This is a genomic window from Micromonospora sp. KC207, from assembly GCF_004348615.1.
GTDB lineage: Bacteria > Actinomycetota > Actinomycetes > Mycobacteriales > Micromonosporaceae > Micromonospora.
Genome location: NZ_SMKJ01000225.1, coordinates 1 through 12385, shown reverse-complemented (window position 1 = coordinate 12385; position 12385 = coordinate 1). Strand labels below are relative to the sequence as shown.

General features: G+C 73.2%; 11 protein-coding genes and 1 pseudogene. 7 read left to right on the top strand and 5 right to left on the bottom strand.

Annotated elements, in window-relative coordinates; all coding sequences use genetic code 11:
• Positions 1-122: 122 nt before the first annotated feature.
• The 5 genes from E1258_RS23810 to E1258_RS23790 all read left to right on the top strand — a co-directional run bounded on the left by E1258_RS23810 (position 123) and on the right by E1258_RS23790 (position 6583).
• Positions 123-1034 carry a PD-(D/E)XK nuclease family protein gene (locus E1258_RS23810; RefSeq protein WP_132405043.1) on the top strand — a complete coding sequence of 304 codons (912 nt, stop codon included), beginning with the start codon at positions 123-125 and terminating at the stop codon, positions 1032-1034.
• Between the two features lie 76 nt (positions 1035-1110).
• Entirely contained in the window at positions 1111-2307 is a 1197-nt protein-coding gene (locus E1258_RS23805) for a sensor histidine kinase (protein ID WP_132405041.1), read from the top strand.
• Positions 2308-2358: 51 nt separating this feature from the next.
• Positions 2359-3045, top strand: coding sequence for a response regulator transcription factor (locus tag E1258_RS23800; protein WP_132405039.1), 687 nt, complete (start codon positions 2359-2361; stop codon positions 3043-3045).
• A gap of 206 nt (positions 3046-3251) precedes the next feature.
• On the top strand, positions 3252-4025 hold the full coding sequence (locus E1258_RS23795; protein ID WP_132405037.1) for an ABC transporter ATP-binding protein: 774 nt from the start codon (positions 3252-3254) through the stop codon (positions 4023-4025).
• Entirely contained in the window at positions 4025-6583 is a 2559-nt protein-coding gene (locus tag E1258_RS23790) for an ABC transporter permease (RefSeq protein ID WP_132405035.1), read from the top strand. Before E1258_RS23795 ends, E1258_RS23790 begins: the two co-directional genes overlap by 1 nt.
• Positions 6584-6729: 146 nt before the next feature.
• Here E1258_RS23790 and E1258_RS23785 read toward each other — a convergent pair whose 3' ends face one another.
• The 4 genes and pseudogenes from E1258_RS23785 to E1258_RS23770 all read right to left on the bottom strand — a co-directional run bounded on the left by E1258_RS23785 (position 6730) and on the right by E1258_RS23770 (position 9912).
• Positions 6730-7377, bottom strand: a complete 648-nt coding sequence (locus tag E1258_RS23785; RefSeq protein ID WP_132405033.1) for an HAD family phosphatase — start codon at positions 7375-7377, stop codon at positions 6730-6732.
• 118 nt (positions 7378-7495) lie between these two features.
• On the bottom strand, positions 7496-8245 hold the full coding sequence (locus tag E1258_RS23780) for a neutral zinc metallopeptidase (RefSeq protein WP_132405031.1): 750 nt from the start codon (positions 8243-8245) through the stop codon (positions 7496-7498).
• 115 nt (positions 8246-8360) lie between these two features.
• Positions 8361-9283, bottom strand: a pseudogene (locus E1258_RS23775) (calcium:proton antiporter).
• A 26-nt stretch (positions 9284-9309) separates the two neighbouring features.
• The gene (locus E1258_RS23770; protein WP_243715647.1) at positions 9310-9912 is read right to left on the bottom strand and encodes a bifunctional 2-polyprenyl-6-hydroxyphenol methylase/3-demethylubiquinol 3-O-methyltransferase UbiG; all 603 of its coding nucleotides are present in this window, start codon (positions 9910-9912) and stop codon (positions 9310-9312) included.
• Positions 9913-10168: 256 nt separating this feature from the next.
• On the opposite strand from E1258_RS23770, the gene E1258_RS23765 reads away from it, so the two are divergent.
• Positions 10169-11170: an RNA polymerase subunit sigma-70 gene (locus tag E1258_RS23765; RefSeq protein ID WP_371688674.1), complete on the top strand. Its 1002-nt coding sequence runs from the start codon at positions 10169-10171 to the stop codon at positions 11168-11170.
• A gap of 27 nt (positions 11171-11197) precedes the next feature.
• Positions 11198-11614 (top strand): DUF6069 family protein, encoded by a 417-nt coding sequence (locus E1258_RS23760; protein WP_371688673.1) that lies wholly within the window; start codon positions 11198-11200, stop codon positions 11612-11614.
• Here E1258_RS23760 and E1258_RS23755 read toward each other — a convergent pair.
• On the bottom strand, positions 11596-12385 hold a 790-nt coding region (locus tag E1258_RS23755; RefSeq protein WP_305847275.1), incomplete at its 5' end, for a vitamin B12 dependent-methionine synthase activation domain-containing protein. The genes E1258_RS23760 and E1258_RS23755 overlap by 19 nt on opposite strands.

The window sequence follows — 12385 nt, the reverse complement described above, 5'->3', positions numbered from 1 at the left end:
GGTCGGCGGGGCGGGCGGTCGGTCTGCTGCTCCATCGCCCCGATGCTACGGACCCGGCGCGCACGATCACCTGTCGGAGCGGCGCGGTGGGCTTGTCGGACCGGTGGCCTAACCTTCCGGGCATGACGGCGGAACCGGTGATCGACCAGCAGCAGTCGCGGGCCACGGCGAAGGTGCCGGCGACGGTCCGGGCGTCGCTGTCGCCGTCACGGGCGGCCGACTTCAAGACCTGCCCGCTGCTCTACCGGTTCCGCAGCATCGACCGGCTGCCGGAGCGGCCCAACGTGGAGCAGGTCCGGGGCACACTGGTGCACGCGGTGCTGGAGCGGCTGTTCGACCTGCCGGCGGCCGGTCGCACCCCAGAGGCGGCCGGTGACCTGGTGGCCCCGCAGTGGGACCGGCTGGTCGCCGAGCAGCCGGAATTGGCCGCCCTGTTCGACGCCGGTGACCCCGACAGCACGGCGGAGTTCCTGCGGTCGGCGGCCGGGCTGCTGGAGGGCTACTTCGCGGTCGAGGACCCGCGCCGGCTGGAGCCGGCCGAGCGGGAGGCGTTGATCTCGGCGGTGGTCGACGACGAGCTGCTGATCCGAGGCTATCTGGACCGCCTGGACGTGGCCCCGGACGGGGCGCTGCGGGTGGTCGACTACAAGACCGGCGGCGCGCCCCGGGAGGCGTTCGAGGCGCGGGCGCTGTTCCAGCTCAAGTTCTACGCGTTGGTGCTGTGGCGCACGCGTGGCGTGGTGCCCCGGGTGTTGCGGCTGCTCTACCTCAAGGACGCTGAGGTCTGCGACTACACCCCGGACGCCGAGGAGTTGGCGCGCTTCGAGCGCACCGTGGTGGCGCTGTGGCAGGCGATCGAGGCGGCCACGGCCCGGCAGGACTTCCGGCCCCGGCCGAGCCGGCTGTGCGACTGGTGCAACCACCGGGCGCTGTGCCCGAGCTTCGGCGGCACCCCGCCGCCGTTCCCGGCCGCCGCGGCGGACCCACTGGTCGACGCCCGGTCCCGGCCCAGCCCGCCCGGGGCGGACGAGTGAGCCTCCTCCCTGAGGAGGAGACCGGGTTCACCATCGGCGACGACCGATCGCGACCGGTGGCGGCTAGCGTTCCGGTATGACCGCAGGGCCGAAGGCGTTGCTGCGCCGCCACCCGCTGGCCGCCGACGTACTCCTCGCCGTCGCCGTGGTGCTGGTGGACGCCGTCTTCGTGCTGCTCACCCCGGTGCATTTGCGGCCCGGCCCGCTGCCGGCCGCGATGGGCTGGAGTGTGCTCTGCGCCGCCCCGGTGGCGCTGCGCCGGGTGGCGCCGTGGCCGGCGGTGGTCGCCGCCGTGGCCACCCTTGCGGTGCCGGCGGGGCTCGGGCAGGCCCCGGCCACGCAGAGCCTCGCCTTCATGGTGTTGACGTACACGATGGCGGCGCACCACCCGGCCCGCCCCGCGGCGCTGTCCGCCGTGGCGCTGTGGACGCCGGTGATGGTGGCCAACGTCCTCGTCCCGGTCGCCGACGCGGTCTTCGAGGTCGGCCCGGCCTACCTGGTGCTCAACAACCTGCTCGTCGCCGTGGTGGCGTACGCGGTGGGTCGGGCGGTGCACGCCCGCCGTGCCTCCACCGAGGCGCTGCGGGAGCGGGCCCGGGTGGCCGAGCAGAACCAGCGGTCCCTGGCCGAGCAGGCGGTCGCCGACGAGCGGCGGCGCATCGCCCGGGAGCTGCACGACGTGGTGGCCCACCACGTCAGCGTGATGGGGGTCCTCGCCACCGGCGCCCGGCGGGTGCTACGCCGCGACCCGGACGCCGCCGACGAGGCGATCGCCACCATCGAGGACACCGGCCGGGCCACCCTGCGGGAGCTGCGCCGGCTGCTGGACGTGCTGCGCACCGACGCCGAACCGGCCGCCGACCTGTCCCCCCAGCCCGGCCTGGCCGGCATCGAGGGGCTGGTGGAGCAGGTACGCGAGGCCGGGCTGCCGGTGACGCTACGCGTCGAGGGCGTGCCGGGGTCGCTGGAGGAGGGCGTGGCGTTGACCGTCTACCGGATCGTGCAGGAGGCGCTGACCAACGCCCTCAAGCACGCCGGGAAGGCGACGGCCGTGGTCCGGTTGACGTTCGGCGCGGCGTTCCTGGCCGTGGAGGTCACCGACACCGGCCGGGGGCCGGTGCCGGGTTCGGGCCGAACCGGGCACGGGCTGGTGGGCATGCGGGAGCGGGTCGGCCTCTACGGCGGGACGCTGCGCATCGGGGCCCGGCCCGGCGGAGGCTACCGGGTGTACGCGAGGATTCCGGTGGAGCAGCTCGGGACGGCGTCGGCGTGACCGGCCCGCGCCACGACCAGCCGGCGGGGCCGGCGTGACGGGGGGACCCAGATGACCGGAGAGGGCACGACGCCGCGGCCGGTGCGGATCCTGCTCGCCGACGACCAGCCGCTGCTGCGCACCGGGTTCCGCATGGTGCTGGGCTCCGAGGACGGGCTGGACATCGTGGCCGAGGCCGGCGACGGGGTGGAGGCGGTGGAGCTGTCCCGCCGGCTGCTGCCCGACGTGGTGCTGATGGACATCCGGATGCCCCGGATGGACGGGGTGGCCGCGACCCGGGCCATCGTCGACGCCCGGCTGCCGGTGCGGGTGCTGATCCTGACCACCTTCGACCTCGACGAGTACGTGGTGGGGGCGCTGCGCGCCGGGGCCAGCGGCTTCCTGGCCAAGGACGTGCCGGCGGAGGATCTGATCACCGCCATCCGCACCGTCGCCGCCGGGGACGCGGTGGTCGCCCCGCGGATCCTCAAGCGGCTGCTGGACCGCTTCGCCGACGCGCTGCCCGACCCGGCGGCGACCCCGCCGAAGGCGCTCAACGCGCTCACCGAGCGCGAGCGGGAGGTGCTCGTGCAGATGGCGCGGGGGTTGTCCAACGCGGAGATCGCCCGCGAGTTGACGGTCAGCGAGACGACCGTGAAGACCCACGTCGGGCACGTGCTGACCAAGCTGGGGCTACGCGACCGGGTGCAGGCCGTGGTGCTCGCGTACGAGTCGGGTCTGGTGCGCCCCCGGACCTAGCCGGCGGCCCGGGGCCAGGTGCGCGTACCGCGTAGCGGTCAGGGGCAACCCTGAGCCGGCATCGGGGCCCACCCGCAGCGGGAAATCCGCCGGGGCTCCCCCCGGAGTCGGAGGGTTCGGTGCCGCGGGGGGCCGAGGATGAGCACATGCCCGCACCGGGCCAGCGGGGGCCGGTGCGGACCCAGCCCGAGAAAGAGGTAGATGACGTGACCGCGACGACAGGCCGCCAGGAGCGGGCCGCGGCCCGCGCAAGCGACGTGTGGAAGGTGTACGGCAGCGGCGAGGCTCAGGTCGTCGCGCTGCGGGGGGTGAACGCCGAGTTCGAGCGGGGCCAGTTCACGGCGATCATGGGCCCGTCCGGGTCGGGCAAGTCGACGTTGATGCACTGCCTGGCCGGCCTGGACTCGGTCACTCGGGGCACGGTGTCGATCGGCGACACGACGGTGACCGGGCTCGGCGACGCCGGGCTGACGAAGCTGCGCCGCGACAAGGTGGGCTTCATCTTCCAGCAGTTCAACCTGCTGCCGACGCTGACGGCGAAGGAGAACATCCTGCTGCCGTTGTCGATCGCGGGGCGCCGGCCGGACCCGGTCTGGTACGACGTCGTGATCGACACGGTGGGGCTGCGCGACCGGCTCGACCACCGCCCGGCGCAGCTCTCCGGCGGCCAGCAGCAGCGGGTGGCGTGCGCGCGGGCGCTGGTCGCCCGCCCCGAGGTGATCTTCGCCGACGAGCCGACGGGCAACCTGGACTCCCGCTCCGGTGCGGAGGTGCTGAACTTCCTGCGCAACTCGGTGCGCGAGCACGGCCAGACGATCGTCATGGTGACCCACGACCCGACGGCCGCCGCGTACGCCGACCGGGTGGTGTTCCTCGCCGACGGGGAGATCGTGTCGGAGCTGATCGAGCCGACCGCCGACACGGTGCTGGACACCATGAAGAAGCTCGACGTGCCCGCCACCACCGAGGTGGGCAACTGATGTTCCGAGCGACCCTGAAGAGCCTGTTGGCGCGCAAGGTGCGCCTGGTGCTGTCCGGCCTGGCCGTGGTGCTCGGCGTCATGTTCGTCTCCGGCGCGTTCGTGCTCACCGACACCCTCGGCCGGTCCTTCGACGCGGTCTTCGCCGACGCGTTCGAGGGCGTCGACGTCAACGTCGCCGCGAAGCCGAAACTCGTGGTGGGTGAGGCCGAGGGCGAGCAGGTGTCCCCGCCGTTCGGCGCGGACGTGGTGGACCGGGTGCGGACGGTGCCCTCGGTGGCGTCGGCCACGGGCGTGGTCAGCGCCGACGGGGCCCGGCTCATCGGCAGCAACGGCAAGGCGATCACCTCGTTCGGCCCGCCCCAGCTCGGGGAGAACTGGACCGGCGAGAGCGACGTGGTGCGGCTGCGCGAGGGGCGTGCCCCGCAGGCCGACGACGAGATCGTGGTGAACGCGGCCCTCGCGACGGCCGCCAAGGTCAAGGTGGGTGACCGGGTCGGGGCGCTGACCGCGTTCGAGTCCAAGCGCCGCGACTTCACCCTGGTCGGCATCTTCGGCTACAGCGGCGGCCGGGACTCCATCGGCGGGGTCAATCAGATCGCGTTCACCACGCCCACCGCCCAGCGGCTGATGCTCGGCAAGCCCGGCACCTTCAACAGCGTGACCGTGCAGGCCGCCGACGGGGTGCGCCCGGAGGCGGTACGCGACGACGTGGCCCGCGCCCTGGGCGCCGGCTACGACGTCAAGACCGGCGAGGAACTCTCCGCCGCCGCCTCGGCCAGTCTCAAGGAGGAGCTGTCCTTCTTCAACAGGGTGCTGCTCGGCTTCGCCGCGGTGGCGCTGCTGGTGGGCACGTTCCTGATCCTCAACACCTTCTCGATCATCGTGGCGCAGCGGACCCGGGAGTTGGCCCTGATGCGGGCCATCGGCGCCAGCGGGGGGCAGATCATCGGCTCGGTGGTGCTGGAGGCACTCGCGATCGGATTGGTCGCCTCGGTCCTCGGGCTCGGCGCGGGCATCGGAGTGGGTGCCCTGCTGGCCTGGGCGTTCGGCAGGTTCGCCGGCGGGCTGTCGCTGGCCGGGATCGGCGTGCCCCCGGTGGCGGTGCTCAGCGCGTTCGCCGTCGGCATGCTGATCACGGTGGTCGCGGCGTTGCTGCCGGCGCTGCGGGCGTCGCGCATCCCCCCGATCGCGGCGATGCAGGACGTGGCCACCCCGGACCGGCCGCTCACGAAGATCACGGTCTCCGGCGCGGTGGTCACCGCCCTCGGCGGCGGGCTGCTGGCCCTCGGGCTGACCGGCAACGCCGGCGGGTCCACGCTGATGGTGATCCTGGGCGGGGTGCTGTTCACGTTCATCGGGGTGGCGCTGCTGACCCCGCTGATCAGCCGGCCGGTGGTGTCGCTGCTCGGCGCACTGTTCGCCTGGTCGGTGCCGGGCCGGCTGGGCCGGCTGAACTCGGGGCGCAACCCGCGCCGCACGGCGATCACCGCTGCCGCGCTGATGGTCGGCATCGCCCTGGTGACCGGGGTGACGGTGCTCCTCGACTCGGCCAAGTCGAGCATCTCGGCCACGGCGGAACGCATCGTCGACGCGCAGTTGGTGATCTCCGGCGAGCAGACCGGGCCCCGGCCGCCGACGTTCGATCCGTCGGTGGTGGACCGGGCCGCCGCGTTGCCGGGGGTGGACGCGGTGCTGGGCGTGTACAACGACAACGCGGTCGTCGACGGCGACCCGAAGTACGTGGTGGCCCTGACCGACCTGACCGCGATGGCCCGGATCTACGGCACCGTCGCGCAGTCGGGCGCGATCGCCACGCTACGGCCGGACCAGGTGGCGCTGAGCGTCTCCGGCGCGAAGGAGCTGGGCAAGTCGGTGGGTGACCGGTTGACCGCGCAGTTCGCCCGAGGTGAGGGGCCGCACACATACACGGTGACGGCGGTCCTGCCCGACGAGAGGTCCGTCGGGTCGATCATCCTGCCGGAACAGGCGGGGGCGGAGTTCACCAACCCGCAGCCGTTCTCGGCGCTGGTGCGGCTGAGCGCGGGCACGCCGGTGTCGCAGGTGCAGCCGCAGCTCGACGCGCTGGTCGCCGACAACCCGGAGGTGTCGGTGGCCGACCGGGCCAGCTACATCAAGCAGCAGACCAGCGTCTTCGACACGCTGCTCACGATGATCCAGATCCTGCTGGCGCTGGCCATCGTGATCGCGGTGTTGGGCATCGTCAACACCCTGGCGCTGTCGGTGCTGGAGCGCACCCGGGAGCTGGGGCTGCTGCGGGCGATCGGGCTGCGCCGGGCGCAAACCATGCGGATGATCACCGTGGAGGCCGTGGTGATCTCCGTGTTCGGCGCGCTGCTCGGCGTCGCGGTCGGCACCGGGCTCGGCGCGGCGGTGGTCCGGGCCCTGAAGGACGAGGGGATCACCGACCTGGTGCTGCCCTGGTCGCAGATGGGGATCTTCCTCGGGCTGGCCGCGCTGATCGGGATGATCGCGGCGGCGCTGCCGGCGGTACGCGCCGCCCGGATCAACGTGCTGGGCGCCATCGCCCACGACTGACGCGGGGCAAGGAGGGGCCTCCTGCCGACGCCTACGGCGTAGCAGGGGCCCCTCCTAACCCGTCCGCGAGCACCCGATCGCGTTCACCGACGACGGCCCGCTGATCCTCACCGCCGGCCGACGGGGTCCGGGCGGGCCGCCGAGGGTCAGGCCGGCGGCCCGCCGAGCAGGGCGGCGAGCAACTCCAGGTCCGCGCCGGTCAGGCTCTCCATCTGGTGTACGCCGTCGGCCGCCGCGATCGGCACCTCCGCCGGTACCGCCAGCACGGCCGCACCCGCGGCGAGGGCGCTGGCCACCCCGGTCGGGGAGTCCTCGATCGCCACACAACGGGCGATGGGCACACCGAGCAGCCGGGCGGCGGTCAGGTACGGCTCCGGGTGCGGCTTCGCCGCGTCGACCTCGTCGCCGCAGACCACCGCGTCGAAGCTGTCCCGGCCCAGGGTGTCCAGCGCCACCTCCACCAGCGGCCGACGGCTGGAGGTCACCAGGGCGGTCGGGATGCCCGCCGCCCGGACCGCCCGCAACAGAGCCAGCGCGCCGGGCCGCCAGCGCAGCCCGGTGCGGAACAGCTCCAGGATCCGGGCGTCGATCCACGCCGCGCTGGCCAGCGGGTCGCGGGTCGGCTGCCCGAGGTCGTCGTGCAGGATCCGCATCGCCTCGGCCATGCTCGTGCCGATCATCGCCCTACGGCCGGCGTCGGAGAGGGTGGCGCCGTACTCGGCCGCGAGTTCGCGCAGGGCGACGTCCCACAGCTTCTCGCTGTCGACCAGGGTGCCGTCCATGTCGAAGAGCACGGCGGCCGGATGGTGGCTGCTCAGCGGGTCCTCCAGGGGTCGCGGGGGCGACCCGATCCTCTCAGCCGGCCCGCCCCGCCGGACCCGGGCCCCTACCGGGGCCGGCCAGGCCCCACTGTCAGCCCAGGTTGCAGGCCGACAGGCCCGACTCGTACCCGCGGAAGAAGGAGTCGGAGCGCTGCTCGGCGGTGCCGTGCGCCCCCTCGGCGAACCACGGCTGGTCGGGGTCGTCGCCGACGGCGAGCAGCCCTTCCCGGAACTCCTCGAGGTCGCCGTCCTCCAGCCGCAGATGCCCGGCCTCGATCGAGCCGCCGATGTACGCCCCGGCCATGCAGTCGGCCTGCAACTCCTGCTGGATGGTGAAGCTGGCGCGGATGCCGAGGCGCACCTGGATGCCGTGGGCGTACTCGTGGCCGAGCAGGTAGTACAGGAACGCGTCGCCGACCTGCCGGAAGGCCGCGACCGACCAGTTGACGTCGTAGGCGATGAAGTCGCCCGCCGAGCAGTACACCGCGTTGTTGCGGGGCAGCGCCTGCCCGGCGCAGGCAACCTCGCCCTCCCGCTGGTACGGCACGACCCGGCGCACCGGCTGGAACCGCCGGCCCGACGCCCGGAACTGCGCGGCCCAGTAGATCTCGGCCTTGTCCACGGCGACGGTCATGTCCTCCTTGAATTCGGCCACGCTGGTGGTGCCGTCGGCGCGGGTCCGCTCGGCCTGCGGCGAGGTGGGCTGGCGGGTCGACTGGGGCAGGGGCCGCTGCGGCTCGCCCTCGTTCACCCCGCCGACCACGCAGCCGCCGGCCAGCACCAACGCGGCCACCAGACCGACCAGCGAGCCATCCGGTCGACGTTCCGAGCGTGCCGTCACAGCGCCTCCCCGGCTCCTCCTCGCCGGTTTCTACCCCGGCTCCCCGCCGATCATGCCCGGCCGGCGGTACGGTGACCATCCCGGGCCACGATCAACGGCGAACGCGCCGGTGGGGTCAGGGGCTGGCGGCGAGAAAGACGAACGCGGCCAGCAGGACCAAATGCACGCCGCCCTGCAACAGGGTGGCCCGCCCCGGCACCACGGTCAGCACGCCGGCGACGACGGTCAACGCCAGCAGGGCCAGCTGGGTGCCGCCCAGCCCGAGCAGCAGCGGCCCGTCGAGCCAGATCGAGGCGATCGCGATGGCGGGGATGGTCAGGCCGATGCTGGCCATGGCCGACCCGAGGGCAAGGTTGAGGCTGATCTGCACCCGGTCGCGCCGCGCGGCGCGGGCCGCGGCGAGGGTCTCCGGCAGCAGCACCAGCAGCGCGATCACGACGCCGACGAACGCCTGCGGCAGGTTCGCCGCTGACACCCCGGCCTCGATCGCCGGGGACACCATCTTCGCGAGGCCCACCACGGCGATCAGCGCCACCAGCAGCATCACCGGCTGGCCAGTGCGGCCCCGGCCGACGGGGGGTCGGCGTGCCCGTCGGCGTCGGCGACCGTCCCGTCCGCGGTGACGGGCAGGAAGTAGTCGCGGTGCCGGCCGGTCTGCACCAGCACGAACAGCCCGTACAGGGCGAGCGACGCCACGGCGGCGAAGGCGAGCTGCGGCGGGGAGAACTCGGGGCCGGGCCGGCTGGTGGTGAAGGTCGGCACCACCAGGCTGAGAGTGGCCAGGGTCGCCACGGTGGCCAGGGCCCCGCCGGTGCCCTCGGGGTTAAACACCGCGACCCGGCGGCGCAGGGCCCCGAGCAGCAGGGACAGGCCGAGAATACCGTTACAGGTGATCATTACGGCGGTGAAGGACGTGGCGAGCGCCCCTACGACCAGCGGGGGCAGCTCCCTGCCCCAGGTCAGAGCCAGGATCACCACGGCCAGCACGGGCACGGTGAGGGTCCAGTCGGTGACGCGCGAACGAAGAAGGGCGGCCATGGCGTCAACCGTGCCAGAAGTCGCGATCATCTCCCATATCTCGGGATGCCGCCGGTCCCGCGCCGCGTCCCCGCGGCGGGCAGTCTTCGGCGTACGTGGATGCCCGGCAATGACGCCCGGCAATGCCGGAACGCCGCCGCCGCGTACGGGGGCACCGGATGCGGCAACCCCGCCGTCGACACCGGCTCCTTGGCGTCGCTGACGTGCACGAACGCCCCGCCCGGCAGCAACATCCCCCGCACCGTGGCGGCGACCGAGTCCCGCACCGTCCAGTGGAACGACTGCGCGAACACCACCGCCCGGAACCGGCCCAACCCGGCGGGCAGGGCCTCCGCCCGCGCCCGTACCCACCGGACGTTGCCCACGCCGTCGCGCGCGGCCCGCAGCCGCGCCCGCGCCAGCATCCCGGCGTCGGGATCCATCCCCACCGCCTCGGCGAACCACCCGGCCAGCGGCACGGTCACCGTCCCCGGGCCGCACCCCACGTCCAGCAACCGCCCCGAGCCGTCCAGGCCGAGCGCGTCCGCCAGCGCCGCCGCGAAACCCTCCGCGTACGGCAGCCGGCCTCGCTCGTAGTACGCGGCGGCACCCTCGAAGAGGGACTCGTCCCACACCCAGCCGTCCGGCACGCCGGCACCCTACCGCCCGAAACGCGAGCCGCCCGCGATCGCCCGGCCCGCCGCGTCACATGGCGTTGCTCGCGGCCGGGTTGCGTGCCGGCGGGCAATGTGGAATGCCATGGGTGTACCAGATCCTCGCCGACCTGATTCGCCGACACCTACCGGATCGGTCACTGGATCAGCCATGCAGACCGACCCTGGTGATGAGTTGTCGCGCCCGTACCCGTCACACCTACGACGGGACACGGCGAGGCGGAAGGATGACGTGATGGGTGCGGACACACGGCTGGAGGAACTGGGCGTGAGCGGTCTGGGCGAGGTCGACGAGCCGGCGTTTTCTGGGCTGACGGAGCGGCACCGACGGGAGCTGCACGTGCACTGCTACCGGATGCTCGGGTCGTTCGAGGACGCCGAGGACACCGTGCAGGAGACGCTCCTCCGTGCCTGGCGGCGGCGGGAGACCTTCGAGGGGCGGTCGACGTTCCGGGCCTGGCTGTACCGGATCGCCACCAACGCCTGCCTGGACCTGCTCGCCAAGCGCCGGCCGGAGCCCGCGACCGGCGGGGAGGTGCCGTGGCTGCAGCCCTACCCGGACCGGCTGCTCGACGAGCTGCCCGCGGGCTATGCGGACGAGCCGGAGACCGTCGCCATCGCGCGGGAGACGATCGAGCTGGCGTACCTGGTCGCGGTCCAGCACCTCGCGCCGCGACCGCGGGCCGTGCTGATCCTGCGGGACGTGCTCGGCTGGCCGGCGAAGGACGTCGCGGAGTTCCTCGGGGACTCCGTCAACTCCGTGAACAGCGCGCTGCAGCGGGCGCGCGCCGGCATGCGGGAGCACCTGCCCGCCGAGCGGCAGGACTGGACCGGCGGTGAGGAGGATGCAGGGACGCGCGAGCTGGTGCGCAGATTTACCGACGCGAGCGTAGCCACGGACGTCGACGTGCTCGCTGCCCTGCTACGGGACGACGTCCGCTGCTCGATGCCGCCCACGCCGGGCCTGTACGTCGGCCGCGACGCGGTGGTGAACAGTTGGGTCGAGGATGGCTTCGAGGGCATGACGGGCCTGCGCGGCGTCCGCACCTCCGTCAACCGGCAGCCCGCCGTCGCCTTCTACATCTGGCAGGAGCGCGAGGACGCGTACCTGCCATTGACCATCGACGTCCTGCGCGTCACCGGCGGGGCGATCACCGAGATCGTCACGTTCCACGACGATGAGTTCCCGCGGCTCGGGCTGCCGGAGCGCCTACCGGCGGACGGCACGGAGTAGCCCCGGTGTGGACGCTCGCGCTGCGCGGTGGCGCGCGTGTCGCGGTGGTCGCGGCGCAGTGGTGCGACGCCCACCGGCTTCATTGCCACGCTCGCAGCGATGGTGGCCACCGCCCTCGCCGCTGCGCTTGCCCAGGCCGTTGGCGTCGACTTCGAGGTCCCCGATGGTGGCGAGACGATCCCGTTGTCCGGGTTCGCCGTGGTGACCGGCCTCTTCTCGGTCGTGGGCATCGTCATTGCCGTCGCTCTTCTTCGTTGGAGCGCTCGCCCCGCCAAACAATTCGTGTGGACGGCAGTGTCGCTGACCGCGATCTCGTTGCTCCCGCCCCTCCTCTCCGGAGCAGACACCGCCACCACCACCGCCCTCCCCGGTGCTGCCACCCTCCATTCCGGGTGTTCGGCCGCAGGTCAGAGCGCTCACGGCGGTCACTTGGCGTTGAAGTAGTTCGCCTCCGGGTGGTGCACCACGATCGCGTCGGTCGCCTGCTCCGGCACCAGCTGGAACTCCTCCGACAGCGCCACCCCGATCCGGTCGGCGCCCAGCAGGTCCACGATCTTTGCCCGGTCCTCCAGGTCCGGGCAGGCCGGGTAGCCGAACGCGTACCGGCAGCCCCGGTAGTCGGTGCGCAGCAAGCCCGCGAGGTCCGCCGGATCGTCGTCGCCCACCGTACGGCCGCCCGGCAGCGTCAGCTCCGCCCGGATCCGCCGGTGCCAGTACTCCGCCAGCGCCTCCGTGAGCTGCACCGACAGGCCGTGCACCTCCAGGTAGTCACGGTAGGCGTTGCCGGCGAACATCTTCGCCGTGTACTCGCTGATGGGCTGCCCGACGGTCACCAACTGCAACGCCACCACGTCGAGCCGGTCGCCCTTCGGCCGGAAGAAGTCCGCCAGACACAGCCGCCGCTCCTGCCGTTGCCTCGGGAACGAGAACCGAGCCCGCTCGGCGTGCCCGTTCTCGTCCAGCACCACCAGGTCGTTGCCCTCCGAGTACGCCGGGAAGTACCCGTACACCACGGCCGCCTCGAGGACCTTGTCGGCGGTCAGCCGGTCCAGCCAGTACCGCAGCCGGGGCCGGCCCTCGCTCTCCACCAATTCCTCGTACGACGGGCCGCATCCGGCCCCGACACGTAGGCTGGCGGACGTGAAGGACATCAGGGACGCCACCGGGCCCGGCGGGCGGACGACCGGGCCGCAGCCCGGGGCCGCCCGCCGACGA